24 protein-coding genes and 1 tRNA gene are annotated in these 26,438 nt (G+C 62.3%); 16 read left to right on the forward strand and 9 right to left on the reverse strand.

Annotated elements, in window-relative coordinates:
- Window positions 1-137 precede the first annotated feature (137 nt).
- Genes ACN50D_RS29895 through ACN50D_RS29915 form a run of 5 tightly spaced genes read left to right on the forward strand, consistent with a single transcriptional unit; the run spans window position 138 to window position 5,578 of the window.
- Window positions 138-1,655: a CoA-acylating methylmalonate-semialdehyde dehydrogenase gene (locus ACN50D_RS29895; RefSeq protein ID WP_003941275.1), complete on the forward strand. Its 1,518-nt coding sequence runs from the start codon at window positions 138-140 to the stop codon at window positions 1,653-1,655.
- A gap of 14 nt (window positions 1,656-1,669) precedes the next feature.
- A complete protein-coding gene (locus ACN50D_RS29900; RefSeq protein ID WP_007726145.1) occupies window positions 1,670-2,830 on the forward strand; it encodes an isobutyryl-CoA dehydrogenase in 1,161 nt (386 codons plus the stop codon).
- Window positions 2,827-3,885, forward strand: coding sequence for an enoyl-CoA hydratase/isomerase family protein (locus ACN50D_RS29905; protein WP_007726146.1), 1,059 nt, complete (start codon window positions 2,827-2,829; stop codon window positions 3,883-3,885). The genes ACN50D_RS29900 and ACN50D_RS29905 overlap by 4 nt, the downstream gene beginning before the upstream one ends.
- A 23-nt stretch (window positions 3,886-3,908) precedes the next feature.
- Window positions 3,909-4,802, forward strand: coding sequence for a 3-hydroxyisobutyrate dehydrogenase (mmsB, locus tag ACN50D_RS29910; RefSeq protein WP_003941308.1), 894 nt, complete (start codon window positions 3,909-3,911; stop codon window positions 4,800-4,802).
- Window positions 4,802-5,578 carry an enoyl-CoA hydratase gene (locus ACN50D_RS29915; RefSeq protein WP_003941374.1) on the forward strand — a complete coding sequence of 259 codons (777 nt, stop codon included), beginning with the start codon at window positions 4,802-4,804 and terminating at the stop codon, window positions 5,576-5,578. Before mmsB ends, ACN50D_RS29915 begins: the two co-directional genes overlap by 1 nt.
- Before the next feature lie 93 nt (window positions 5,579-5,671).
- Here the strand turns inward: ACN50D_RS29915 and ACN50D_RS29920 are convergent, their stop codons facing one another.
- Entirely contained in the window at window positions 5,672-6,205 is a 534-nt protein-coding gene (locus ACN50D_RS29920) for a MarR family winged helix-turn-helix transcriptional regulator (RefSeq protein WP_007726151.1), read from the reverse strand.
- Between the two features lie 85 nt (window positions 6,206-6,290).
- Between ACN50D_RS29920 and mraY the strand changes: the two genes are divergently transcribed.
- Entirely contained in the window at window positions 6,291-7,367 is a 1,077-nt protein-coding gene (mraY, locus tag ACN50D_RS29925; protein WP_003941316.1) for a phospho-N-acetylmuramoyl-pentapeptide-transferase, read from the forward strand.
- On the opposite strand, the gene ACN50D_RS29930 is transcribed toward mraY, so the two are convergent.
- The gene (locus tag ACN50D_RS29930) at window positions 7,364-8,632 is read right to left on the reverse strand and encodes a multidrug effflux MFS transporter (RefSeq protein WP_042445586.1); all 1,269 of its coding nucleotides are present in this window, start codon (window positions 8,630-8,632) and stop codon (window positions 7,364-7,366) included. The two genes, mraY and ACN50D_RS29930, sit on opposite strands and share 4 nt — an antisense overlap.
- 233 nt (window positions 8,633-8,865) lie before the next feature.
- Between ACN50D_RS29930 and ACN50D_RS29935 the strand changes: the two genes are divergently transcribed.
- Together ACN50D_RS29935 and dcm are read left to right on the forward strand one after the other, a co-directional pair.
- Window positions 8,866-8,936 (forward strand) — tRNA-Cys (locus ACN50D_RS29935).
- A gap of 159 nt (window positions 8,937-9,095) precedes the next feature.
- Window positions 9,096-10,391, forward strand: coding sequence for a DNA (cytosine-5-)-methyltransferase (dcm, locus tag ACN50D_RS29940; protein ID WP_065456555.1), 1,296 nt, complete (start codon window positions 9,096-9,098; stop codon window positions 10,389-10,391).
- Between the two features lie 82 nt (window positions 10,392-10,473).
- Here dcm and ACN50D_RS29945 read toward each other — a convergent pair whose 3' ends face one another.
- Together ACN50D_RS29945 and ACN50D_RS29950 are read right to left on the reverse strand one after the other, a co-directional pair.
- Window positions 10,474-10,599 (reverse strand): hypothetical protein, encoded by a 126-nt coding sequence (locus ACN50D_RS29945; protein WP_255246884.1) that lies wholly within the window; start codon window positions 10,597-10,599, stop codon window positions 10,474-10,476.
- A 394-nt stretch (window positions 10,600-10,993) separates the two neighbouring features.
- Window positions 10,994-11,641, reverse strand: a complete 648-nt coding sequence (locus tag ACN50D_RS29950; protein ID WP_042923173.1) for a TetR/AcrR family transcriptional regulator — start codon at window positions 11,639-11,641, stop codon at window positions 10,994-10,996.
- A 97-nt stretch (window positions 11,642-11,738) separates the two neighbouring features.
- On the opposite strand from ACN50D_RS29950, the gene ACN50D_RS29955 reads away from it, so the two are divergent.
- Together ACN50D_RS29955 and ACN50D_RS29960 are read left to right on the forward strand one after the other, a co-directional pair.
- Window positions 11,739-13,529 (forward strand): N-acyl-D-amino-acid deacylase family protein, encoded by a 1,791-nt coding sequence (locus tag ACN50D_RS29955; RefSeq protein WP_003941306.1) that lies wholly within the window; start codon window positions 11,739-11,741, stop codon window positions 13,527-13,529.
- Entirely contained in the window at window positions 13,526-14,371 is an 846-nt protein-coding gene (locus tag ACN50D_RS29960; protein WP_064113028.1) for an alpha/beta fold hydrolase, read from the forward strand. Before ACN50D_RS29955 ends, ACN50D_RS29960 begins: the two co-directional genes overlap by 4 nt.
- Window positions 14,372-14,458: 87 nt before the next feature.
- Here the strand turns inward: ACN50D_RS29960 and ACN50D_RS29965 are convergent, their stop codons facing one another.
- Genes ACN50D_RS29965 through ACN50D_RS29975 form a run of 3 tightly spaced genes read right to left on the reverse strand, consistent with a single transcriptional unit; the run spans window position 14,459 to window position 17,557 of the window.
- Window positions 14,459-15,598, reverse strand: a complete 1,140-nt coding sequence (locus ACN50D_RS29965; RefSeq protein WP_212634095.1) for a sulfotransferase family protein — start codon at window positions 15,596-15,598, stop codon at window positions 14,459-14,461.
- Window positions 15,599-15,605: 7 nt separating this feature from the next.
- Entirely contained in the window at window positions 15,606-16,388 is a 783-nt protein-coding gene (locus tag ACN50D_RS29970) for an SDR family oxidoreductase (protein ID WP_212634096.1), read from the reverse strand.
- A gap of 2 nt (window positions 16,389-16,390) precedes the next feature.
- Complete coding sequence (locus tag ACN50D_RS29975) at window positions 16,391-17,557, reverse strand: hypothetical protein (RefSeq protein ID WP_064075259.1); 1,167 nt, start codon at window positions 17,555-17,557, stop codon at window positions 16,391-16,393.
- A gap of 116 nt (window positions 17,558-17,673) precedes the next feature.
- On the opposite strand from ACN50D_RS29975, the gene ACN50D_RS29980 reads away from it, so the two are divergent.
- The 5 genes from ACN50D_RS29980 (at window position 17,674) to ACN50D_RS30000 (ending at window position 23,042) form a co-directional block, all read left to right on the forward strand.
- On the forward strand, window positions 17,674-18,609 hold the full coding sequence (locus ACN50D_RS29980) for a helix-turn-helix domain-containing protein (protein ID WP_047270168.1): 936 nt from the start codon (window positions 17,674-17,676) through the stop codon (window positions 18,607-18,609).
- 143 nt (window positions 18,610-18,752) lie between these two features.
- Entirely contained in the window at window positions 18,753-19,679 is a 927-nt protein-coding gene (cysD, locus tag ACN50D_RS29985; protein WP_003941285.1) for a sulfate adenylyltransferase subunit CysD, read from the forward strand.
- Window positions 19,679-21,523: an adenylyl-sulfate kinase gene (gene cysC / locus ACN50D_RS29990; protein ID WP_212634097.1), complete on the forward strand. Its 1,845-nt coding sequence runs from the start codon at window positions 19,679-19,681 to the stop codon at window positions 21,521-21,523. Before cysD ends, cysC begins: the two co-directional genes overlap by 1 nt.
- Complete coding sequence (locus ACN50D_RS29995) at window positions 21,520-22,674, forward strand: 3'(2'),5'-bisphosphate nucleotidase CysQ (protein WP_047270166.1); 1,155 nt, start codon at window positions 21,520-21,522, stop codon at window positions 22,672-22,674. The genes cysC and ACN50D_RS29995 overlap by 4 nt, the downstream gene beginning before the upstream one ends.
- Window positions 22,671-23,042, forward strand: coding sequence for a limonene-1,2-epoxide hydrolase family protein (locus ACN50D_RS30000; RefSeq protein WP_007726173.1), 372 nt, complete (start codon window positions 22,671-22,673; stop codon window positions 23,040-23,042). Before ACN50D_RS29995 ends, ACN50D_RS30000 begins: the two co-directional genes overlap by 4 nt.
- A gap of 9 nt (window positions 23,043-23,051) precedes the next feature.
- On the opposite strand, the gene ACN50D_RS30005 is transcribed toward ACN50D_RS30000, so the two are convergent.
- Window positions 23,052-24,203: a N(5)-(carboxyethyl)ornithine synthase gene (locus ACN50D_RS30005; protein WP_030537325.1), complete on the reverse strand. Its 1,152-nt coding sequence runs from the start codon at window positions 24,201-24,203 to the stop codon at window positions 23,052-23,054.
- Window positions 24,204-24,436: 233 nt separating this feature from the next.
- The gene (locus ACN50D_RS30010) at window positions 24,437-24,814 is read right to left on the reverse strand and encodes a MarR family winged helix-turn-helix transcriptional regulator (protein ID WP_003941367.1); all 378 of its coding nucleotides are present in this window, start codon (window positions 24,812-24,814) and stop codon (window positions 24,437-24,439) included.
- Window positions 24,815-24,899: 85 nt separating this feature from the next.
- On the opposite strand from ACN50D_RS30010, the gene ACN50D_RS30015 reads away from it, so the two are divergent.
- Complete coding sequence (locus ACN50D_RS30015) at window positions 24,900-26,429, forward strand: MFS transporter (protein ID WP_212634098.1); 1,530 nt, start codon at window positions 24,900-24,902, stop codon at window positions 26,427-26,429.
- The last annotated feature ends 9 nt before the right edge of the window (window positions 26,430-26,438 follow it).

The raw sequence follows: 26,438 nt of genomic DNA on the forward strand, positions 1-26,438 counted from the left end.
CCCCCCCCCCCCCCCCAAAAAACCCCCCCGCACAGCCCTTGGGCTCTAGACATACATGGACATCCAACTATAGGATGGTAGACATATTCACTGCTGCCTCCTGGGCGGTCCATACGAGCAAGGAACGGGTTAGCACAATGGTTGAAAATGCGACGGTTCACGAGTTGACGCACTTCGTCGGTGGCAAGCGTGTTCCCGGGACATCTGATCGATTTGCGGACGTGTTCGATCCCAACACCGGCAAGGTGCAGGCCCGCGTCCCCCTCGCGAGCAAGGCCGAGACCGAAGCCATCATCGCCAATGCCGAAGAGGCGCAGCAGGTGTGGGCAGCGTTCAACCCGCAGAAGCGCGCCCGCGTGCTGATGAAGTTCCTGCAGCTCGCTCAGGCCGAGATGGATTCTCTGGCCCGTCTCCTCTCGTCCGAGCACGGCAAGACCGTCGCCGATGCCAAGGGTGACATCCAGCGTGGCCTCGAGGTCATCGAGTTCGCCGTCGGCGCTCCGCACCTGCTCAAGGGTGAATTCACCGAGAGTGCCGGCACCGGCATCGACGTGTACTCCATGCGTCAGCCGCTCGGCGTCGTCGCAGGCATCACGCCCTTCAACTTCCCCGCGATGATCCCGCTGTGGAAGGCCGGCCCCGCCCTCGCCGCCGGTAACGCCTTCATCCTCAAGCCCTCCGAGCGTGACCCCTCCGTCCCGCTGCGCCTGGCCGAGCTGTTCCTCGAAGCAGGACTGCCCGCAGGTGTGTTCAACGTGGTCAACGGTGACAAGGAAGTTGTCGACGTCCTGCTCACCGACGACCGCATCAAAGCCGTCGGCTTCGTCGGCTCCACGCCGATCGCTCAGTACATCTACGAGACGGCCGCAGCTCACGGCAAGCGCGCACAGTGCTTCGGTGGCGCCAAGAACCATGCGATCGTCATGCCGGACGCGGACCTCGACGAGGTTGCCGACGCCCTGATCGGTGCAGGCTACGGCAGCGCCGGCGAGCGTTGCATGGCCATCTCGGTTGCCGTTCCCGTCGGCGAGGAGACCGCGGACGCTCTTGTTGCGAAGCTGAAGGAGCGCGTCGCGAAGCTCAAGATCGGTCGCAGTGACGACGAAGGCGTCGATTTCGGACCGCTCGTTTGCCAGGATGCCCTCGACCGCGTCAACAACTACGTGCAGATCGGCATCGACGAGGGCGCAACGGCAGTCGTCGACGGCCGCGGCTTCACCCTCGAAGGCCACGAAGGTGGATTCTTCGCCGGCGCAACCCTGTTCGACAACGTCACCTCGGACATGCGCATCTACAAGGAAGAGATCTTCGGACCCGTCCTTCAGGTGGTCCGCGCTGCCGATTACGAAGAGGCACTGCGTCTTCCGACCGAACACGAGTACGGCAACGGCGTCTCCATCTTCACCCGCGACGGCGACACCGCGCGTGACTTCACCGCTCGCGTCAACGTCGGCATGGTCGGCGTGAACGTGCCGATCCCGGTCCCGATCGCGTACCACACCTTCGGTGGCTGGAAGCGCTCCGGATTCGGTGACCTGAACCAGCACGGTCCCGACTCCTTCCGCTTCTACACCAAGACCAAGACCGTGACGCAGCGCTGGCCTTCCGGCAAGAAGGAAGAGACCAACCACTTCGTCATCCCCACGATGAACTGATCGGAACACTTTCCATGTTTACTCTGACCGATGACGAGCGGGCGATTCGTGACACTGCCCGCGACTTCGCGGCCGAGCATCTGGCGCCCAACGCAGTGGAGTGGGATCAGACCAAGCATTTCCCGGTGGACGTCCTCCGTAAGGCGGCGTCCCTGGGAATGGGCGGTATCTACATTCGTGAAGACGTGGGTGGCAGTGAGCTGAGTCGCGTCGACGCTGCCCGGATCTTCGAAGAGCTGGCCAAGGGCGATCCGTCGATCGCCGCGTACATCTCCATCCACAACATGGTCACGTGGATGATCGACCAGTTCGGCAACGACGAACAGCGCCACAAGTGGGTCCCCGGACTCTGCTCGATGGATCAACTGGGCAGCTACTGCCTCACCGAACCCGGCGCTGGCTCCGATGCTGCGGGCTTGAGCACCAAGGCCGTTCGTGACGGCGACGACTACATCCTCAACGGCGTCAAGCAGTTCATTTCCGGCGCAGGCACTTCCGACGTGTACGTCGTGATGGCACGCACCGGATCTGCCGGTGCCAAGGGGATCTCGGCGTTCATCGTGCCCAAGGATTCGCCCGGACTGTCGTTCGGTGCCAACGAGGTCAAGATGGGCTGGAACGCGCAGCCCACCCGTCAGGTGATCTTCGAAGACGTGCGAGTTCCTGCCGCCAACATGCTCGGTGAAGAGGGCAGCGGCTTCCGCATCGCCATGAAGGGTCTCAACGGCGGCCGGCTGAACATCGCCGCCTGCTCGGTCGGTGGGGCCCAGGCAGCGCTGGAGAAGGCAGTCGCATATCTGGTGGACCGCAAAGCTTTCGGTTCGGCACTGATCGAGTCGCAGGCCCTGCAGTTCCAGCTCGCCGACATGCGTACCGAACTCGAAGCGGCCAGGACGTTGCTGTGGCGCGCCGCCGCCGCGCTCGAAGACGGAGCGTCCGACGTCGTGGAGTTGTGCGCGATGGCCAAGCGCTTTGCCACCGACACCGGATTCGACGTAGCCAACAAGGCCCTCCAGCTTCACGGCGGGTACGGCTATCTTGCTGAGTACGGGATCGAGAAGATCGTCCGCGATCTTCGGGTTCATCAGATCCTCGAAGGCAGCAACGAGATCATGAGGGTGGTCATCGCGCGCAGCGTGGTCGCATCAGGTCAGGGAAAGCAAGGAGCAGCATGAGCGACGAGCTCGAGGTATTGATCGAAAAGCGTGACGGACTGGGGCTCATCACCCTCAACCGGCCCAAGGCGATCAACGCCCTCAACCACTCGATGGTCAAGGCGATGGCCAAGGCACTCGCGGAATGGAAGTACGACGACGACGTCAAGGCGGTCGTACTCACGGGCGCCGGCGAGCGTGGTCTGTGCGCCGGCGGCGACATCGTCTCGATCTACCACGACGCCAAGGACGGCAAGACCGGTTCGCTCGATTTCTGGCGTGAGGAGTACATCCTCAATTCCGAGATCGCGAACTACCCGAAGCCGTACGTCGCAATCATGGACGGGATCGTCATGGGCGGCGGCGTCGGAGTGTCCGCACACGGCGACATTCGCATCGTGACCGAGCGCTCGATGATCGGAATGCCCGAGACCGGAATCGGTTTCATCCCTGACGTGGGCGGAACTTACCTGCTCTCGCGTGCTCCCGGTGAACTCGGAACGCACATCGCGCTCACCACGGCGCGACTGAGCGCCGGCGATGCCATCGCAGCAGGCTTCGCGGATCACTTCATCCCGTCGGAGAACATCGAGACGTTCATCGCCGCACTCGCGTCGTCTTCGGTTGCCGACGCCGTGGCGCAGTACGCGGAGCCGGCTCCGGTGTCGGAACTGTTGGCCCAGCAGAGCTGGATCGACGCCGCGTACTCTGCCGACGACGTCTCCACCATCGTCGAGCGTCTTCGAGCGAGTGGAATCCCCGAGGCGGAGAAGGCAGCGGAGCAGATTCTCGGCAAGTCTCCGATTGCACTGTCGGTGACCCTGCGATCCCTGCGACATGCCAAGGAAGCAGCAAGCTTGGAAGAAGTCCTCAACGAGGAGTTCCGGGTCTCGACGGCAGCGCTCGCCTCACACGACCTGGTCGAGGGTATTCGCGCCCAGGTAGTCGAGAAGGACCGAAACCCGAAGTGGTTGCCGGCAACCCTCGAAGATGTCACGGCTGAATCCGTCGATGCCTACTTCGCCCCGCTGGGCGACAACGAGCTCGGACTCACCCCTCAACCGCAAGGCAACTGATCACCGCCGAAGGAGCATCACTAATGAGCACCATTGGATTTATCGGACTCGGTCACATGGGAGGCCCGATGGCGGCCAATCTTGTCAAGGCCGGACACAAGGTCGTCGGTTTCGACCTGGCACCTGCGGCGCTGGAGCAGGCAGTCAAAGACGGTGCATCGGTGGCGGATTCGGCGGTCGACGCCGTTCGCGGTGCCGACGTCGTGATCACGATGCTGCCGAGCGGTAAGCACGTTCTGGGTCTGTACGAAGAGCTGCTGCCGGTGGCAACACCGGGCACCCTGTTCATCGACTGTTCCACCATCGACGTCGCCGACGCCCGCGAGGCACACGACAAGGCCGAAGCGGCCGGTCACCGCAGCGTCGACGCTCCGGTCTCCGGTGGAGTCGTCGGGGCTACCGCAGGCACGCTGGCATTCATGGTCGGCGGTTCCGAGGCTGACTTCCAAGCCGCGTCACCGTTGCTGGACGTGATGGGCCGCAAGGTCGTTCACTGCGGCGACGCCGGTGTCGGCCAGGCAGCCAAGATCTGCAACAACATGATCCTCGGCATTTCGATGATCGCGATCAGCGAGGCGTTCGTGTTGGGCGAAAAGCTCGGCCTGAGCAACCAAGCGCTCTTCGACGTGGCGTCCAACGCCTCGGGACAGTGCTGGGCACTGACCACCAACTGCCCGGTTCCGGGACCTGTGCCCACCAGCCCGGCCAACAACGACTACCAGCCCGGCTTTGCTGTTGCACTGATGGACAAGGACCTGGGTCTGGCAGCAAATGCGCTGCGCAACAACGGCGTCGATGCAGAGATCGGACTCAAGGCAGCCGAACTCTACAGTCGCTTCCATGCCGCGGGCGGTGGCGGTCAGGACTTCTCTGCCATCATCAACGACATCCGTGACCGTTCGACCGAAGGACAGTAGTGACCGACTTCAACACCATCATCCTCGAGCGTAAGGGTCGCGTCGGCGTCATCACGCTCAACCGCCCGAAGGCTCTCAACGCGCTGAACTCCGAGCTGATGAACGAGGTCGTCGCCGCGGTTGCCGACCTCGAGGCGGACAACGGCATCGGAGCCATCCTGATCACCGGTTCCGAGCGCGCCTTCGCCGCCGGTGCCGACATCAAGGAAATGCAGTCCAAGACGTACATGGACGCATACGTCGAGGATTTCTTCACCCCGTGGGATCGCGTCGCAGCAGCTCGTAAGCCGCTGATCGCCGCCGTCTCCGGATACGCGCTCGGTGGTGGCTGCGAGCTTGCGATGCTCTGCGATTTCATCATCGCTTCGGATACCGCGAAGTTCGGCCAGCCCGAGATCAAGCTCGGTGTCATTCCGGGTATCGGTGGCTCGCAGCGCCTTACGCGCGCCGTGGGCAAGGCCAAGGCCATGGAGCTGTGCCTCACCGGCCGCAACATGGACGCAGAAGAAGCCGAACGTGCAGGCCTGGTTGCCCGGATCGTTCCGGCCGCCGATCTGCTCGACGATGCCTTGAAGACCGCAACCACCATCGCCGAGATGTCGCTGCCGATTGCGATGATGGCCAAGGAAGCAGTCAACCGCTCCTTCGAGACCACCCTCGCCGAGGGCGTCCGCTTCGAGCGTCGGGTGTTCCACTCGACCTTCGCGACGGAGGATCAGAAGGAAGGCATGACCGCGTTCGTGGAGAAGCGGTCGGCAGAATTCAAGCACCGCTGAATTTCAACAGCGCCGAATTTCAACAGCGCTGAAACTGCCCTCACACTCGTCGAGAGTGTGAGGGCAGTTTCTTTGTGTGTACGGGTGGTCGGTTCACCACTTGGTCGGTGCGCCGCCGGTGTCGAAGTCACCCGCAGTCTTGCGAAGTTCAGTGAGGATCGTCACCAATTGCTCGAGCTTGTCCTGCTGGAGTCCGGGGTGAGCGAACACCTTGCTGTTGAGCATTTCGGTCGCTTCGAGGGCCAGTGCGCGACCGGTGTCCGAGATCTCGATGAGCGTTGCACGGCGATCGCTGGGATGCGGGACCCGCCTGACCAACTCCGCTTTCTCCAAACGGTCGACGGCATTGGTGACGCTGGTGGGGTGAACCTGGAGTCGGGCACTTGCCTTGGCCATCGGGAGTGCGCCCGACCTGGTGAAGGTGAGAAGCGTCAGCAGTTCGTAGCGGGCGAAGGTCAGCCCGAGAGGCTTGAGTACCTCTTCGACCCGCGCCATCATGATCTGCTGCGCACGCATCACCGACGTGACCGCAGCCATACCGTCGGCGACATCGCTCCAACCGTGCTTCGTCCACTGACGATGCGCCTCTTCGATGGGGTCGAGGGGGAGCGGCGCGGGGGGAGACATAAGTTCGATCATCCCATGCTGGCAAGCGGTCGGGTGCCTTGTCTGATTGTGTGTCGCAGCCGCTTACGTCTGTAGAGTCCCACGGGTGATTTCAATCCTCGTAGCGGGTGGCGTCTCGTTGTTCGTCGCGCTCTTCCTGACTCCGTTTCTCATTCGTGTGCTTTCGCGGCAGGGGCTCGGGCACGAGATTCGGATCGAGGGTCCGCAGAGTCATCAGGGCAAGCGTGGCACCCCGTCGATGGGCGGGATCGCGATCATCGCCGGTATGTGGGCGGGCTACCTGGCGGCACACATCATCGGATTCGGCTCGCGGCTACCGCGGCTGTCTGCATCCGGTTGGCTGGTTCTCGCGCTCGCCACGTCACTGGGAATCGTCGGCTTTCTCGACGACTTCATCAAGATCCGTAAGAAGCGCAATCTCGGGCTCAACAAGACAGCGAAGACCGTCGGTCAGCTGGCGAGTGCCATCATCTTCGGCATTTTGTTCCTGCAGTTCTCCAACAACAACGGAGTCACTCCCGGAAGCCAGTACCTGTCCCATGTTCGTGACATCTCGGTGTTCTCCATGGGTGCCATCGGCTTTGTGGTCTTCTTCTGCATTCTGGTGTTCGCCTGGTCCAACGCCGTCAATTTCACCGACGGCCTCGACGGTCTCGCGGCCGGTTCGATGGGCATGATCCTGGGGACCTACGTCGTCATCGCCGGTTGGCAGTACCGGAACTCGTGTGTCCTCGAGCCTGCCGCCGGTTGCTACGACGTTCGTGACCCTCTCGATCTAGCGATCGTCGCTGCCGCCGCAGGCGGGGCGTGCCTCGGCTTCCTCTGGTGGAATGCCGCCCCGGCTCAGATCTTCATGGGCGACACCGGCTCCTTGGCACTCGGCGGCCTGGTTGTCGGCCTGTCCGTCACGACGCACACCGAGCTGCTGATGGTCATCATCGGCGCCCTGTTCGTCGCTGAGATCCTGTCGGTGATCATCCAGGTTCTGGTCTTCCGATCGTCCGGTCGACGCGTATTCAAGATGGCCCCGATCCATCATCACTTCGAGTTACTCGGTTGGCCGGAAACCGTCGTGATCGCAAGATTCTGGATCTTCGTCGCGATCTCGTGCGTCCTGGGACTTGCCACCTTCTACAGCGAGTGGTTCTCCGCTGCCGGTTAGACCGATTCACTCTTTCGGGTCGTAGCCAGAAGAGCGATCAGACCGAGCGACACACACGCCGTCATCGTGACGGCCAGGGCTGTGCTCGTGTTTCCCAGTAGACCGACTGCCGGCGCGATGGCCGCACCGACGCCGAACTGGAATGCACCGAGCATTGCCGCGGCAGTACCGGCCGCTTCGCCGTGACGAGCGAGGGCCAGTGCCGGGGCGTTGGGCAGAACGAACCCGATGGCGCCGGCCATGACCCACAGTGCGATCACGAATCCGGCGAGTCCGCCGAGTTCCAGGACCGCGACAGCAATGACGACGGCCCCGGAGACAACCGCAGCCACGAGGGCCCACTTGGTGATCTGCTGAGGAGTCCAGCGATCGAGCAGTCGAACGTTGACCTGCGAAGCGCCGATCAACGCGATAGCGCCCGCACTGAAGAGCAGTGCGAACTCCTGCTGATTGAGGCCGTACTGATCCTGATAGACAAACGACGCGCCGGAGACATACGCGAACAACGACGCCATGCCGACGCTGGAGACGAGCGTGAGGACCATGAACGTGCGGTCGCCGAGCAGCGAACCGTAGGTACGGAGAACCGACGTCAATCCGCTCGGGCGACGCTTTTCCTTCGGCAATGTTTCGGACAGTCCGAACGCACCGATCATCGCTGTGCCGACGCCGATCAGTGCCAGTACGACGAAGATCCCGCGCCAGTCGAGGGCGACGAGGAGGGCGCCACCGATGCTGGGCGCCAGGATCGGCGCAACGCCGAGCACGAGCATCAGCCGGCTCATCACAACGGCAACGGTGTTACCGCTGTAGAGGTCGCGGACGATCGCCATGGTGACCACTGCCGCGGCCGCCGCGCCCATGCCCTGGAAAACCCGCAGGATGCCGAGGACAGCGATGCTCGGTGCGAAGACCGCCAGCAGCGAAGCCAGGATATGGACGCCGATTCCGGCAAGCAGCGGCTTTTTGCGGCCGAGAGTGTCCGAGAGCGGCCCGACCAACAGCTGGCCGAGTGCGAGGCCGATGAGAGTTCCGGTGATGGTCAGCTGAACCGTTGACGACGAGACCCCGAGATCGGCACCGATATCCGGCAGCGCGGGCAGGTACATGTCGATGGTGAAGGGCCCGAGTGCAGTCATGGAACCGAGGGCAAGAATCTTCCCGACGCTCGGCTTACGGTCGATACTGCTCGTTTCCAGCGGGGCTGCCTTCACGGGCGGGGCTGCCTTCACAAGCGGGGCGATGGCGGTGTTCTCGGCACTCATGAAACCTTCTGGGTTGTCTGGGTCTGGCGAACTGCTCGGTCGTTCGGTCGAATTTCGGGCCGCAATCGAATGACATGCGCCCACCGAGGGAGTCAGCATCGAGACTGACCGATTTGTTCCCGAAAGGCCCGCGGTTTTCCCAGAGACTGGAACGCTTGGCGAGAATGCACTCGAATCATGCTGAGCGGAACTGTGGTTCGAGATCGTCACTCAGGGCAGAGTTACTCACTGACGCGGGTGTGGCTGAGTGGCTAGGCACCGGCCTGCAAAGCCGTTCACACGGGTTCGAGTCCCGTCATCCGCTCGTGTCGGAGACCGGCAGGCATATCGCCTGCCGGTCTCTCTTGTGTGGTCCCGGTTCGCGGGGTCGGCTGCGATAGTCTGGGCTGCCGGAGCGAGCGGACCACATGAGTGAGGCACTGAATTGATTTCGGGACAGGACCTGCGATCGCGGCGCTTGCACGTGGGGATCAGTCAGTTCCAGTTCGCCCGCCAGGCGGGAGTCTCGTCAGCAGTCGTCTCCGCGTGGGAACTCGACAAGGCATATCCGAAGCCACCGGTTGAGCGAGCAGTCCTCACGGCCCTCTCCGCGTTGGAAGCAGCCAAGCGTGAGGGCACGTACGCGGCCCCCCGGAAGCGATCGAGCGGTAGTACCCGTGCGCGTCGAGCGACACCGGTCAACGACCCCGCCTCGGTGGCCAGGCGTGCGGTCGCGGGGGCAGGAAACGGTGGCCCCACCGTATTGACGGCGTTCTCCGGTTGTGGCGGTATGGCCGAAGGCTTTCGGATGGCGGGGTTTTCGGTGGAGGGATACATCGAAGTCGTGCCGGAGGCGCGCGCGACCTTCGATCGGAACTTCCCCGGCGCGCGGTGCCTCGGTGAGGACATCCGGGCGATCGACGAAGCCCGTGTGAAAGATCTTCTGGCACAGGTGAATATCGATGTGTTGGCCGGGGGGCCGCCGTGTCAGGGTTTCAGTCTCGCCGGCCGGCGAGACCGCGACGATCCGCGTAACCATCTCTTCCGAAACCTACTCGAGCTCGCCGATCTGGTGAGGCCGAAGGTCGTGGTGATGGAAAATGTTCGGCTGCTGCTGAGCATGAAAGACCCGGACGGTGGGATGGTCGTCGACCGGATTCTCGGCGAGATGGCTGCATGCGGTTACGACGCGTCGGTCAACACGGTCAATGCGCAGGATTACGGCGTCCCGCAGTTCCGGGAACGAGTGTTCATCGTGGCGACCCGCCGCGACAGTGGTATCGGGCCGCTGCGTTTCCCGCCGAAGACTCACGGCGTGAATGATGTTGCGCCGCTGAGGACTTTCCGCGATGCCACCGTCGATCTGGCCCCGCTGGAATCCGGGCAGGCCTGCGAGACGGACCCGCTGCACTGGGCCGTCGAACATCCCGAGCACGTCTTGCGGTGGCTGCGTGATGTACCAGAAGGAATGTCGGCTCACGACAACGAAGATCCGGCGATGCGACCGTCGTCCGGATACAACACGACGTACAAGCGCCTCCGGTGGGACGAGCCGGCGTCCACGGTCGGAACCACTTTCGGGATGATCTCGGCTTCACGCAACGTGCATCCGAAACACACGCGATCGTTGACCGTTCGAGAAGCTGCTCGCCTCCAGACCTTTCCCGACGACTACGTCTTCGAGGGTAAGTGGGGAGCGGTGCGCACGATGATCGGCAATGCGGTGCCGCCGCAGCTGGCGTCGGTACTGGCAGGAGAGATCAAGAAGGCACTCGGCTGAGATAGGGCACCTACGGAAAATGGGGCCGACGATGTCGGCCCCATTTCGAGTTACGCCCTGGCAGGGGTGTGGTCCAAGCGAATCAGCTGAGGTTGAGCTTGGCGATCAACGGCTGGACGACCTTGATGATGTCGATGACGGCGCTGAGGGTGTTGATGGAACCCATGTTTCGGTCCTCCGTGTCGTATGTACAGGTTTGTATGTACAAGGTTGTGTCTGCGTGGTGTTTCTGTACGACCTTGTGTCGCAGACACAACTTAGCAAACTGGACGCTTGTTTGGGTCGAAATGACCGCTTTGCGCTGAAGTTGCTGAAAAGTTCACGGATTGTTCAGGAACGTAAACAAAAAACAGGCCGGACTCCCCGAAGTCCGGCCTGTCGATGACGCTTTGCGATCAGCTGAATGCCGAAAGTGCGCTGATGAGGCCGATGCCCGCAACTGCGACCTTGAGGACACTCAAGACGTCTTCGAGCTTGACACCCTCGGGCAATACGTTTTCGACAGACTCCATGTTGGATCCTTCATGTGTTGGGGTCGTGGTCCAGTGCCACTGCAAGCAAGATACCCAATCGTGACCACCTGTGAAACCCCGGCACGAAGATCACAGTTGTGTTGCGCCGGACTCACTGGCCGTCGCGACAACGGTGGCTGCCACTATTTGCTCCACGCTGATGCCCGCTGCCGGTAGGCAGTGGTAGAAGATTCGTTCGCAGAGGTCGACCATTTCGCCTCGCTCGAGCGTCGGCTCGTCGATCCAGTTGACGACGATTTCCTCCATGAATGCCTGCCACCCGGCGATTGTCGCCTCCACGGTCGCATTCGATTCGATGCCTAGATTCGTCAGCGCAGCGACGATCCACGTGGTGAAAGTGCGGCGCATGCCTCGGTAGATCGTGCGCATTCGAACGTCGCCACTGCCGGCCATACGCATCACGGCGAGGTAAATGGTGGGGTGCTCGATAACGGCGTCGACGAATGTCTCGATACCTGAGCGCAGCTGGGACGTGATGGGTAGCTCGGGATCCGGTCGCATTCGATCTTCGAGATCGGCCGAGGCGGCCTCGAGGATGGCGTTCTGGAAACCCTTCTTGTTCTTGAAGTAGTGGAACAGCAGTGGCGGCGAGACACCGGCCTCGGCTGCGACGCGATCCATCGACAGTTGGTCGAAAGGCTCGGTCCGCAACATGTGTACTGCCACCTCGAGGATTTGCCTCTGACGGTCTTCGGGGGAGCGGGGGACTGCAGCCATTCCGTCATCTTATGTATTGGTTCGAATGGTTCATTGACTTTTACTCAACGCTGTCTATAACGTGAGGTAACACATACGTGAGGCGAGGAGTCCAACAGTGTCTGCTTTCGACATCGTGGTCAACGACGGGTTGTGGTTCGACGGGACGGGGGCTCCAGGTCTGCGTCGTAATCTCGGAATTCGAGACGGCGTGGTCGCGGAGGTGTCCACGACGCGCCTCGAGATCGGGCCGGACACAGAAGTGATCGACGCGGCCGGCAAATGGGTTCTCCCCGGCTTTGTCGACGTCCACACGCACTACGACGCCGAAGCCTTGGTCAGTCCAGGGCTTCCGGAATCGGTTCGCCACGGCGTCACGACGGTCGTGCTCGGCAATTGCTCGCTGTCGACGGTGTATTCGACGCCGCGCGAGATCGCGGATCTGTTCAGCCGGGTCGAAGCAGTTCCCCACGACGCGGTGCTGCGCATCCTCGAAGCGAACAAGACCTGGACCGGTCCCGCGGCGTACACCGCCGCCCTCGAAGCCCTTCCCCTCGGACCCAATGTCGCGGCCTTCATCGGTCATTCCGATATCCGCACGCACGTACTCGGACTGGGGCGCGGTACCGACAAGAAGGTCAAGCCGACTCGCTCGGAACTCGGCCGGATGGGCTCGATGCTCGAGGACGCCATCGACGCTGGGATGCTGGGCCTGTCGTCGATGACCAATGCCCTCGACAAGATCGACGGCGACGAATATCGTTCTCGCTCTTTGCCGTCGACGTATGCACGGTGGAAAGAGTTCCGATTCCTCAATCGCATCCTTCGTGATCGCGGAAAGATCTTGCAGAGCGCTCCGACCATCAACCTGCATCCGAACGTCGCGGCGTTCTTCGCCGAAAGCTCGGCGATCGGGCGCAAGAAGCCGCTCAAGACGTCGCTGCTCTCCGGCGCGGATTCGAAGGCCTACCCGGTGATCGTGTACTTCATGCTCGCTGCGGCCCCACTGCTCAATCGCTTCGCCAAGACCGATTTCAAGTGGCAGCACCTTCCGGTTCCCTTCACCGTCTACGCGGATGGAATCGACCTGGTCGTGTTCGAGGAGTTCGGTGCCGGCGCCGCCGCTTTGCACCTCAAGGACCAGGTGGAGCGCAACGAACTGCTCCAGGACGAGTCGTACCGTCGCGCATTCCGTAAGGACTACGACAACAAGTTCTCACCCCGCATCTGGCATCGCAATTTCTACGATGCGGTCATCGTGGGATGCCCGGACGAGACGTTGATCGGCAAGAACTTCGGTCAGGTCGGTGACATCCGCGGAGTGCACCCGGTGGACGCGTACCTCGACCTGGTGGTGAAGTACGGGCGAGATCTTCGCTGGCGCACCACCATTGCCAATCACCGGCCCAAGTTCGCGAAGAAACTCGCCGCGAGTTCCGGTGTGCAGATGGGCTTCGGCGATGCCGGCGCGCATCTGCGCAACATGGCGTTCTACAACTACCCGGTGCGACTCCTCAAGCGCGTCAAGGACGCTCAGAGTGACCGCAAGCCGTTCCTCACCATCGAGCGCGCAATCCACCGCCTGACGGGCGAACTGGCGGACTGGTACGGCATCGACGCCGGGCATCTACGCCAGGGTGACCGCGCGGACTTCGTTGTCATCGACCCGGCCGGGCTCGACGAGTCGGTGGACGGGTTGTTCGAGGCAAAGGTTCCCGAGTACGGCGGGATCAGCCGGATGGTCAACCGCAGCGACGACGCAGCCGTCGCTACGGTGATCAACGGCCGACTCGTCTACCGCGAAGGTGAATTCGCCCCCGGATTCGGAATCGAAAAGACAGGTCAGTTCCTGCGTGCCGGTGAAAAGGCTCCGGTTACCAGGGCCGCGAAGACTAGCGTGGCGCTATGACTACACCGGCGGATCGCCTCACCTCGTACTCCCGGTCCGGGCTGACCTTCGACGTACGCGACGAAGGTCCGGCAGACGGTCCGGTGGTGGTCCTCCTGCACGGTTTTCCGCAGGATTCGAGCTCGTGGGATCAGCTCGCACCGCTGCTGCACACCCGCGGCTTCCGCACGGTGGCGCCGGATCAGCGAGGGTACTCACCCGGCGCCAGGCCGAAAGCGCGCTGGGCATACCGCGGGTCCGAACTCGCCGCTGACACTGTCGCACTGATCGACGCGCTCGCGGTGGGCAAAGTGCACCTGGTCGGCCACGACTGGGGTGCCGCAGTCGCATGGCAGGTCGCTGCCGAGCGGCCCGATTTGCTCAACACCGTTACCGCGGTGTCGGTTCCGCATCCACTGGCGTTCGTCAAGGCGATGGTGACCAGCACGCAGGGACTGAAATCGTGGTACATGGGGGCGTTCCAATTGCCGTTCGTTCCCGAGAAGGTTCTGTCCTCCACCTCGGCGGGTGAGAAGTTCCTGATCTCGAGCGGGCAGACGCCGGAGAACGCACGGCGCGATCTGAATGCCATGCTGGCTCCCGGTCGGCTACGCGGCGGTCTGAACTGGTACCGCGCGATGTGGATGACCAAGCCGAACCCCGCAACTGCCAGGGTCACCGTGCCGACCCTGCACGTCTGGAGTGACGGCGACGCCGCCATCGGCCCCAAAGGGTCTGCGCTCACCCCCGCGTTTGTCGACGGCCCGTACCGGTTCGAGGTTCTCAGCGGCGTGAGCCACTGGATTCCGGACGAGGCGCCGGTCGAGTTGGACCGACTGCTGGGTGAGCATCTCAGCAGCTGACCGCGTTTTGATCACTGAAGCCCCCGCCGTTCGGCGGGGGCTTCAGTCGTCAGCAAGGTCGTCAGCAAGGTCGTCGACCAACCGTGGTCAGCGAGCTCCGAATCGCTCTTCCACCTGCTCCTTCGTCAGACCGAACTCCTCGAGCGTGTACTTGTGCGACGGTTTGCGAGCACCCGAGCGGCTTTCCTCGTGCATGGCCTCCATCGACTGCTGCGCGACAGCTGTCAACGGGATGTCGAAGTGCGTGTAGATGTTCTCGACGGTTCCCAGCGGATCGGTGACGAAGTCCTGATAGTCGACGTCGATGAACTGTGCGGGATTGTGGTGTGCGCGTGCACTGTCGAACTGCTCGAGCCCCCTGGCCCACAATTCGAGCTGACTTTCGCCGATCACCTTGTCGGTGAACGTGTTCGACCAACCCTCTGTAGCCTGGGCGGCCAGGCTGCACACCGACGGAATGATCGTCGAAGGGGAGCGGTGAGTCTGGATGACAAGCGCGTCGGGGTACGCCTCCATCAATTCGTCGAGCGCGAACAGGTGGCTCGGGTTCTTGAGGACCCACCGTCGATCCTGATCGGGCAGACCGATCAGCTGCAGGTTCTTCTTGTGTCGTGCATAGGCGTTCGACCACTCCTGGTCCTTCAGCCATGCGGAGTACGTGGGTAGATTGGCCAGACACTCGTACGACACGGACTTGAACGTCTGACGCAAGAGTTGCCAACATTCTTCGACTTCGCTGGCCGACATGTAGTGCACGCCCATGAATTCGGGATGCTCGACGTGGTGTTGACCGAATGTCTCCTCGATCTTGGCGAAGACCGGGTTCGATTCCCACGTATCGCGAGGCGGGCGAGGCTGAGGGAACTCGGTCAGCCACATCTCGAGGCCCTGGTGAGCCGGGTCGACCGTGAGGAGGCGGTGCAAGGCAGTGGTGCCCGTCCGTGGCAATCCGGTGACGAAGATCGGCCGCTCGATCTTGACGTCGGCGTGTTCCGGATGCTCCTTCCACGCCGATTCGCTGAGCAGACGGGCCACCAGGGCGCCGCGAAGGAATACCCGAGAGATCTTGCTGCCGAACGGCGTCAGATCCTCGTCGCGGTCGTAGGACTCGAGCAGGACCGACAGAGCTTCGGTGTAATCGTCGACGCCGAAGTCCGTCAGTCCGGTCATCCGCGTCGCCGAGGCGTGGAGATCCTCGACGGTGCCGACGTGAGTGCGTTCAGTCATGGTGCTCCTAGTGATGGAATTCGCCGCAGTTGACGTCGATGCATTGGCCGGTGATCGCGCTGGCCATCGGAGACGCCAGGAAGATCGCCGCGTCGGATACTTCATCCATCGTCGGCAGGCGCTTGAGGTCGGTGTTCGACGCAGTGTGCTCGTAGATCTGCTCGACAGTCATGCCGAACTTCTCCGCCTGGTGCGCGAAGTATCCCTTGAGGGTGTCTCCCCAGATATAGCCGGGTGCAATCGAATTGACACGAATTCCCTGCGGGCCGAGTTCGGTGGCCAGGGACTGCGACATGGCGAGCAGGGCCGACTTCGCCATCTTGTAGCTGCCGTAACGCTCTTGCGAATGCCGCAACACCATCGAATTGATATTCACCACGGAGCCGTCCGACTCGCCAAGTGCCGGCGTGAACAGCTGAGTCAGGCGCAACGCACCCAGTACGGTCAGTTCGATGCTGTCGCGGATGTGCTGGTAATCGGTGCGAGCCAACGGTTTCATCGACGGAATCGAGAATGCATTGTTGATCAGAGTGTCCACTTTGCCGTAGGCGGCAATGGACTCGGCCACCAGATTCTCGGCGGAAGCCTGGTCGGTGATGTCGGTGGCAACGGTGACGGCGCGCCCACCGGCATCGACTATTTCCTTCGCAACGTCGTCGAGTCGCGATTGCGTACGTGCTGCGAGAACAAGACTCGCGCCGGCCGACGCACATCGAAGGGCCAGAGCGCGGCCGAGTGCCGGGCCGACTCCGGAGATGACTACTACACGGTCTTCGAGCAAGGCGGTCATGATTACCCCAGCATTCGGTTGTCGATGGCGGCCTGGCGCTGGGCAATGCGTGCTGCCCAGTCCTCGGCGGTGATGGCGTTGGTGTCGAAATGCGGCAGGTGCTTCGCAATATCTGCGACGGCGACGATTTCGACGGTGGGACCGTCCTGCGGCGTCAGCTCGCGGGACACGCGCTGCCAACGGAACTGCAGAATGCCGCGCGGATGTCCGACGGTTTCGATCCAGTTGGTGACACCGGGGTTCTTCTCGCTGACCACCATTCGAACCATCCCGTCCGGATCGACCTGTGCCTGGCCGTTGTTGAGGGAGGTCTGATGATTGACGTAGTCCAGTGAGATGTACCAGAGGCTCCCCAGTTGGAAGCCGAGATACGGTGCGTCGGAGGCGGGAACGGTGATGATCATCGCCTGCTCGTCGGTGAGTTCGTAATGTCCCACCGACGAGTACTGTGTTGCCAGCCCGCCCGGTGTCAGGCGTGGTTCGGTCATGGTGTTGACCGTGAGCTTGAGGTAGAACCACTCCGGGAACTGGAGCCACGTCTTGACCCGCGTGACCAGTGCCTTCCCAGCCCGGGCGTAACGCTTCTCGGTCTCTTCGGCGGTGAGAGGTGGCGGCGCGATCCCGATCGAATCGGTGCGCTCGATGCGGATCACACCGCGCTGCTGACTCCAGTCGCTGTAGACCTCGCGAACGACCAGCTGCGAGGATCCGGGCGCCAGGGTGTAGTAGTTGGCTCGGCCGTCGGCAGGGCCGGGGCCGAACCAAGCGACGAAGTTACCGTCGTCGTCTATCTCCAGCTCGCGGTCGTCGAAGGCGATTTCGCTGCCGGGAACGTTCGAGTTGGTGTAGTTCCCACTCAACACTTGGAAGCTGAGATCGGCTGTGGTGCCGCGCTTTCCGGTGACCTTGTATTCCTTGTCGTCGTTGATTCGGGCGCCGAAGTACAGAGTGTCGGGGTTGTCGAGGCCCATCTTGGTGAATGGTCCGGTGCCCTGGATGAAACTCGGATGGGTCTTTTCGCCGGCCCAGGCGGCATGCGTCGTCGCGATGATTCCGCCGGCCAGATATTGGTATCCCTCCAGTAGATCCTGTTCGGATCTGATGTGCGGCGCAGTCTCGATCAATTTCTCGGCTTCGGCGATCGCCTCGGCAAACGGGTCCGTCAGCACGCTGGCTCCTCACAGTTCCGACTATGTCGCCGGTCCAGAGCGTCGTGGTACAAATATGTACCTATTTGGTAGATGTTGGGTATTTCGACAATAGAACGCGTTCTAGGGAGTGGTCAATGGGTGGACCGGAGAAGACGCCTGAAGAGGGACGCCCGAGGGGGAGACAATCGCCTCCCACCGAACGGGTGGTTCAGGTGCTCGACTACCTCGTCGGCCGCCCTGATCAGCGGTTCGGGCTGTCGGAACTGGCCCGCGCGCTCGAGATCAGCAAGCCCACCTGCTTGGGAATCCTCACGGCGCTGGCTGATCGTGGATACCTGACTCGGGACGAGGTGTCGAAGACCTATGGGCTCGGTCCGGCCTTGATCGCGGCCGGACGTGCAGCTCAGCGAGGATTTGCCGTCGGACCCATTGCCCGCACCCATCTGGAGAAAGTGAGCACGGAGTTCGGGACGACGTGCACGGCGTCCGGTGTGATCGGTGATCAGATCAGCGTTCTCGAAGTGACCGGACCGATCGGCGCGCGTCGCGCTGCCAAGGTCGGTCAGGTGTACCCGTTCGCTCCGCCGGTCGGGCTGATGTACGTCCTCTGGGGTTCGGATCACGATATGGACAGTTGGCTGAGCAAAGAGCCGAGCCTGCCGGTGCGCTTGGATCGCGAGCGTCTGTGGAACGTGGTCCGCGAGTGTCGGGCTGCGGGGTATCTGGTCGAGAGTCTGGATCCCGTCGGGCAGCGACTGCACACGCTGATGGCGGGCGTTGCGACGCACGATCTTCCGCCGGAGGTGCGTGAACTGCTCGGTGAGATGGTGTCGAGCCTGGGCGAGAGGGTGTATCTCGGACGCGACATCAGCTCTGACGACGAGCATCCCGTCAGTCTCATCGCGGCCCCGACCTACGACGCCGAGGGGCATCAGGCCCTTGTGCTGACACTTTATGTGGGTGGGGCGATCACGGGCGCCGAGATCGAGCGCCGCGCCGCGGTGCTGGTTGCGGCGGCGGATGCGGTGACGGCGGAAGTTGGTGGCAGGAGTCCGGTTCGCGGTCTGTGACGTCTTATTGCCGGTCATTGACCTTTGGGTAGAACGAGTTCTATTCTGTGATTGCGTTCAATTTAGAACCAGTCCGGTACATAAATGTACCGATGCGGAAATGGTGTTCCGCACGGAGTACGTGATGCTCAGGAGCGAAAGACATGGCAACACTCCAGACCCCGCCCGCCTACGAGTTGTCGCATCTGCGAGCACTCGAAGCGGAGGCGGTCCATATTTTCCGCGAAGTCGCAGCGACTTTCGAAAAGCCGGTCCTCCTGTTCTCCGGAGGTAAGGATTCCGTCGTGATGCTGCACGTAGCGGCCAAGGCATTCTGGCCTGCCCCACTGCCGTTCGCTGTGATGCACGTCGACACCGGTCACAATTTCGACGAGGTGATCGAATTCCGCGACCAGACGGTCGATCGCTTCAACCTGCGTCTTGTCGTCTCCAGCGTGCAGGACGACATCGACGCCGGACGCGTCATCGAGGACACCGGAGTCGGTTCCAGTCGCAATCGCCTGCAGACGCACGCGTTGCTGCGCGGAATTCGCGACAACAAGTTCGACGCCGTGTTCGGTGGTGCTCGCCGAGACGAGGAGAAGGCGCGCGCCAAAGAGAGGGTGTTCAGCTTCCGGGACGAGTTCGGGCAGTGGGATCCGAAGGTGCAGCGACCTGAACTGTGGAACCTGTACAACGGCAAACACCGTAAGGGCGAACATATTCGGATCTTCCCGCTCTCCAACTGGACAGAGCTCGACATCTGGCAGTACATCGAGAGCGAGCAGATCGACCTCCCCGGCATCTACTACGCCCATCGTCGCGAGGTGGTTCCACGCGACGGAATGTTGTTGGCACGCACCCGCTTCCTCGAGCTGCGCGCCGGCGAAGAGTCCTACGAGGCGTTGGTGCGCTTCCGTACGGTCGGCGACGCAACGTGTACCGGATGCGTCGAATCGTCGGCCGAAACACCGGGCGCTGTCGTGGAAGAAGTTGCGGCGAGCCGTATCACGGAGCGTGGCGCAACCAGAGCTGATGACCGGATTTCCGAAGCTGGCATGGAAGATCGTAAGAAAGAGGGGTACTTCTGATGCCGCAACTGCTGAGAGTCGCTACAGCGGGCAGTGTCGACGACGGAAAATCGACACTCATCGGCCGCTTGCTCTACGACTCCAAGTCGATCTTCGAGGACCAACTCGAGGCCGTGGAACGGAGCAGTCGAGAACGCGGCGACGAGTACGCCAACCTCGCGCTACTGACCGACGGATTGCGCGCCGAGCGTGAACAGGGCATCACGATCGACGTGGCCCACCGGTATTTCGCGACCCCTCATCGGAAGTTCATCATCGCGGACACTCCCGGGCACGAGCAGTACACCCGCAACATGGTGACCGGCGCGTCGACGGCCGACCTTGCCCTGATCCTGGTGGATGCTCGCAAAGGGGTGCTCGAACAGACGCGGCGGCACGCCTTCTTGTCCACTCTCCTGGGGATACCCCACCTCGTGCTGTGTGTGAACAAAATGGACCTGGTGGGCTGGTCTCAGGAACGGTTCGAGGAGATCAAGGAAGAATTCCGACATTTCGCGATCAAACTGGACGTCCACGACCTGACGTTCATTCCGGTCTCGGCGCTGTTGGGGGACAACATCGTTGCCCGGACCGAGAACATGTCCTGGTACGACGGGCCTTCTCTGCTGCACCATCTCGAGCAGGTGCACATCGCGTCGGATCGCAATTTGATCGACGCGCGTTTCCCGGTGCAGTACGTGATCCGTCCGCAGAAGCAGACCGACGCCGACCTCCACGATTTCCGTGGATACGCCGGAACGGTGGCCAGTGGCGTCTTCAAGCCCGGCGACGAAATCGTGGCTTTGCCTTCAGGATTCACCTCGACGGTGAAGGCAGTCCACGGGCCGGGCGGTGACGTGATCGACGAAGCGTTTGCGCCCTCGGCCGTATGCATCGAGCTGACCGACGATCTCGACGTCAGCCGCGGGGACCAATTGTGTCGGCTCAACAACCGGCCGCAGGTCGGGCAGGAAATCGATGCGATGGTCTGTTGGTTGACCGAACAGACAACTCTGTCGGAGAACAATCGCTACTCGTTGCTGCACACCACGCGCTCCACGAAAGCGCAGATCGTCAAGCTCGACTACCGGCTGGACGTCAATTCTCTGCACCGCGACGAGAAGGCAGAATCTCTGTCCCTCAACGAGATCGGCCGCATCTCGATCAAGACGCAGCAGCCGTTGATGTTCGATCCCTACCGCCGCAACCGCGTGACGGGCAGCTTCATTCTCGTGGACGAGACCACGGGCAATACCGTCGCCGCCGGAATGATCAACGGTCCGACGCTCAAGGAATCGCGCGTCGTCTGGCACAGTTCGGAGGTTTCTCGCGAGGAACGTGCGACTGCCGGCGCCACCGTGTGGCTCACCGGTCTCTCGGCCTCGGGTAAGTCGACGATCGCGGTGGAACTCGAACGCCGCTTGGTGGCCGCGGGTATCCCGGCGTACCGCCTCGACGGCGACAACCTCCGGCACGGATTGAACGCGGATCTGGGATTCAGTGCCGATGACCGCGCCGAGAACGTCCGCCGAGTCGGCTCGGTGGCGCAGTTGTTCGCTGATTCAGGTGCAGTGGCAGTGGCCTGCCTGATAAGCCCGTACCGCGAAGATCGTGATCGAGTGCGGGCGGCGCACGAGGCCGCCGGGCTGAAGTTCGTCGAGGTCTACGTCGACACCCCGATCGAGCAATGTGAAGCCCGAGACCCCAAGGGCATGTACGCCAAGGCCAGGGCCGGGGAAATCACGGGATTCACCGGAGTCGACGATCCCTACGAAGCTCCGACAAGTCCCGAGCTGGTGATCAGACCCGAAGACGGAACGCCTACCGAACTTGCGCTGCGAATTATGGAAGTGTTGGACCGGTGAGCGAATCCACACACAGCAGAATCGCCGACGAGGCACTCGCGGCGGAATTGGCGCAGGCCGCCGGTGCGATCCTCCTGGGGATCCGAGCCGAGGGTCTGGGTGTCGACGACGGTCGTGAACTGGGTCGCCGGGGCGACAAGGCCGCCGATTCCTACATCCTCGACCGGTTGGCTGCCGAGCGGCCGGGCGATGCCGTGCTCTCTGAGGAATCTGCCGACGATCGCAGTCGTCTGGATGCAGCTCGGGTCTGGATCATCGATCCGCTGGACGGCTCCAAGGAATACGGCTTGCCGAATCATGCGGATTGGGCAGTGCACGTGGCGCTTTGGGAGCGCGGTAGCGGAATTACCGCAGCCGCGGTTGCTCAGCCGGCGCTCGGAGCGGTGTACTCCAGTGGCGACGAGGCAGCTTCGGTTGCCGCCAACTCGCCGCTCCGCGTAGTAGTCAGCGGATCGCGACCACCCGCATTCACCGAAGCGGTGGCAGCCGAACTCGGCGCCGACGTGGTGCACATGGGATCGGCCGGCGCCAAGGCGATGGCGGTGGTGCGCGGCGAGGTCGACGCGTACCTGCACGCCGGTGGGCAGTGGGAATGGGATTCGGCTGCGCCCGTCGGCGTCGCACAGGCGGCGGGACTGCATTGCAGCCGCATCGACGGTTCGCCGCTGCTCTACAACGAATCTCATCCGTACCTGCCGGATCTCGTGATCTGCCGACCGGAGTTGTCGGAGTCGATCCTGGGCGCAATTGCCAAGCACTCCACGGAGTCTGCGGTCAGCGGACGCGTCGCCATGGCGCGTGAATACGTGAACGCATTGCTCACTCATGACGCAACGAAGGTCCGCTTCGCCGCCGACGCCTGGCGGGTCGAGAACGGTCAGCGAACCGGTGACAGCGGCGCCTTCATCAGCAACGAGCTCGAACAAGGCCAGCAATATCGCGGAATCGTGGCGATACGTGAACTCGCGCTGCGTGAGTGGGGCGAGAGCGTAGTAGCCCGGTATCTGCTCGACCTCGGAACACCCGGCCAGGCACCGGCCGTCACGGTTTTCGTGACCGAGTACTTCGGGATACCGGCAGGCGAGATCGAAAGCATCCTGGCAATCATCGAACCCCACGAAGACGATTCGAAAGAGGCTGGAACACAATGACATCGGACAAACTGATCACCGATTTCTGTGCGCTGTGGGCAGACGCCGATGTTGCAAAGATCGTCGACTACTTCACCGATGACGTCGTTTATCACAACATCCCGATGGAGCCCGTGGTCGGTCGCGAGGCCGTCCGGGCGTTCATCGAGCAGTTTGTCGGTGCCTTCGGCAACATCGACTTTCAGATCAAGCGTCAGGTCGCGGACGGCAACACCGTCATGAACGAGCGCGTCGACGTCTTCACCATCAACGGCGCCGAGGTAGCGCTCCCGGTCATGGGGGTGTTCGAAGTCGAGGACGGAAAGATCAAAGCCTGGCGCGACTATTTCGACATGGCGCCGATCAATGCGGCAGCCGGCCAGGCCTGATCGGGGCGCCTACTCCGCGATGACAGCGTGCGGGTAGTCCGACGAGCGGTGCTGGAAACGCGTAATGGCGGGATTCACGATGACGCCGTCACGGATTTCGATGGCGCGGTCGACGGTCTCGTCTGCCTTCCAGGCCGTCTCTCCTGCCATCACAGTGGGCAGGTAGGGAAGAAGTGATTCGCTGATCTCCCACGACGCGGAGTTCCACAGGTATGACGGACTGTGGTCGACACCGTAGTAGGTGATGTTGTCACCGACGATGAAGGTCGGCTCGGCAAACGAGGTGGGGCGAGCCCAACTGAAGCCCATGCCTTCGTCGCACGATACGTCCACGATGAGGCTGCCGGGTTGGAAGTCCATGAGGTCTTCCTCGGTCAGGAACGTCAGTGGGGCGTCCGTGTTCTGCAGTACGCAGTTGACGACGATGTCGTGCTCGGCCAAGAAACCGGGCACCGGCACGCTGTGGTTGTCGAGCATGACGTGGCTGCCACGGACGTCACCGTTGTTGTTGTCGAACGAGACCATGCGCGCCGAGTGGATGGGGGAGCTGACGGCGGTGACTCCACGCTGGGTGAGGACGTCCACTTCGTGGATACCGTGCGCCTTGAGTGCTGTGACCGCGCCGCGTGCAGTGGCTCCGAAACCGATCACGGCAGCGGTGAGACGCCGGCCGTAGTCACCGGTGGAACCGATCAACTGCAGGGCGTGCAGTACCGAGCAATAACCGGCGAGCTCGTTGTTCTTGTGGAACACATGCAGATTGAACGATCCGTCGCTGTGCCAGAAGTTCATGGCCTCGAAGGCGATGAGAGTCAGTTTCTTGTCGATCGCGATCTGTGTCAGTTCGGTGTCCTGGACACAGTGCGGCCAGCCCCAGAGAACCTGACCTGATCGTAGCTCGGCGAGGTCACGCACCAACGGCTTCGGTAGCAGAACCACATCGGTTTCCGCCAAAATCTGCTTGCGCGTGCGGATTCCGGCAACGAGGCGCGAGAGGTAGTCGTCGGAGTAGCCGAAGGGGTGACCGTAGCCTTCTTCGAGGTAGATCCGAGAACGTAGTTCGGCATCGATGCGATCGAAATGCGCAGGATGGATCGGCAACCGGCGTTCTGCCGGTTTGCTCGACTGTCCGATGACTCCAAGGGTGCGTGCGTTGTTCAATTGTGTATCTCTCGATAGGAGCAGGTAGAGATGTCAGGCAGGAGCCTGAGGGACTAGCAGAAGCCGCAGGAACGCTGGCAGATTGCCTCGGCCAGGACCGCGTGAAAGCGTGCTGGCTGCGCTGCTGTCGATCGCCGACGGCAACAGAAAGGCGCGTCGGTATGTGCTCAGTCTAGTCCGGAACGGCCCTCACCCGGTGGCCGGGCGCTGTGTTGTGCTCCGCTGACGTGTGGCTACTGCTCGCGCAGGCGTGAATCCAGTACGGCCAGTTGAATTTTGCTGGCGTCCGCGTGTACCTGACGTCCTTTGTCGGTGACGTCGACGAAGACTCCGCGCCGGTCGGCCTCGCACAGTGCTCGCTGAACCAGTCCGGCCTTCTCGAGACGGGCCACGCTACGGGAGAGCGCGCTGGGACTCAGGTACATCTCCGAGGCAAGCTCCTGCATGCGTGGACGTTCGCACGTGGCGTCCATGAGTCGGTCGAGAGCCTCGAAGTCGCTCATGCTCAGCCCATGCGCCGACTGCATCTGGCGATCGAGTTCGCACGCGATGTCGTTGTAGCTGGTCGACAGCGAGCGCCAGGTGTTGCGCAATTCGGATTCCGACGTCACGACCGCATTCTAGTTGAAGACTCGATTACGTGCAATTGCATTAAATGCTTGTGCATTATGTGCATGTGCATCTATTCTCGCTCACGTGACTTGCACAGACTCGACACTCAAACCATTCGATTCGCCGGACGCCCCGGTTTCTACGGAATCCTCGGTTCCGGCCACAGGGGAGGGCTGGTCCCTCAAGCTGTGGGGCATCCTCGCGGTGCTCTGCCTCGTGTTGTTCCTCGACGGTCTCGATGTGTCGATGGTGGGCGTCGCGCTTCCGTCCATCGGCAATGAACTGGGCCTGTCCACTACCTCGCTGCAGTGGATCATCAACGGCTACGTCCTCGGATTCGGCGGCCTGTTGCTACTCGGTGGACGTACCGCCGATCTTCTCGGGCGCAGGAAGGTCTTCCTGATCGCACTGACCGTGTTCGCAATCGCCTCGCTGGTCGGTGGCCTTGTCGACAACGGAACACTGCTGATCGCATCACGATTCGTGAAGGGATTGGCTGCGGCCTTCACCGCTCCGACCGCAATGTCCATTCTCACCACGACGTTCAAGGAAGGTCCGGCCCGTAACCGTGCGCTGTCGGTGTTCTCCGTGTTCGGCGCCAGTGGTTACTCGTCCGGTCTGATCCTCGGTGGGCTGTTGACCAGTGCCGGTTGGCGATTCACGTTCCTGATGCCGGTTCCGTTTGCCGTCATCGCGCTGATCGGTGGGTACTTCCTCATTCCGCGGGACCGTCCCGCAGATACCGGGGGACACGACCTCGTCGGCGCCGTCACCCTGGTGACGGGAATGCTTCTCACGGTGTACACGATGGTTTCGGCTCCGACCCGTGGATGGGCACACCCGATGACGCTGGGTTCGTTCGCTGTCGCAGCCGTGCTTCTGGCGACGTTCTTCTTCGTGGAGAAGAAGGTGGCGCATCCGCTTGTGCGACTTGGGCTTCTGCGCGTCGGCACCATCGTTCGTGCAAATCTGGCCATCATCGCGCTCTTCGGTTCCTACCTGAGCTTCCAGTTCATGATGACGATCTTCCTGCAGTCGGCCCTCGGCTGGTCGCCCCTGAAGATGGCGATGGCACTGCTGCCCGCGGGCATCATCGTCGCATTCGGATCGCCGTTCGTCGGACGGCTGGTCGACCTGTACGGCAGTGCCAAGCTCATCATCGCGGCACTGACCTCGCTCAGCGTCGGGTACCTCTGGTTCCTCTTCGCGGGCAGCGATTCACCGTCGTACGTCGTGGCGATTCTGCCGAGCGTCATCCTGCTCGGACTCGGATTCGCGCTGGGGTACACCTCGATCATGGCCCAGGCCACCTCGGGTGTCGACGACTCGGAGCAGGGTTTGGCGTCCGGGCTGGTGAACACCTCCGCTCAGGTCGGTGCGGCGCTCGTGCTCGCTCTGACCACTGCCCTCGTGACCGCTGGATCGCACACCGCGTCCGGCGCCGGTACCGCCGGATTCGAGCAGTTCCATCCCGGACTGATCCTGGTTACCGGAGTCGCGCTGGTGGGCTTGGCGATCACCGTCTCGCCGCTGTTACGTGGAAGGTCGCAGCGGGGAAGATCCGTGCGTGAAAGGCGCGCTGAGGAAGAAAAGGAATTGGCCGAGGTCAACTGAATACTTGCT

Origin of the sequence: Rhodococcus sp. SB1D (genome assembly GCF_048573875.1) — a bacterium.
GTDB lineage: Bacteria > Actinomycetota > Actinomycetes > Mycobacteriales > Mycobacteriaceae > Rhodococcus_F > Rhodococcus_F qingshengii.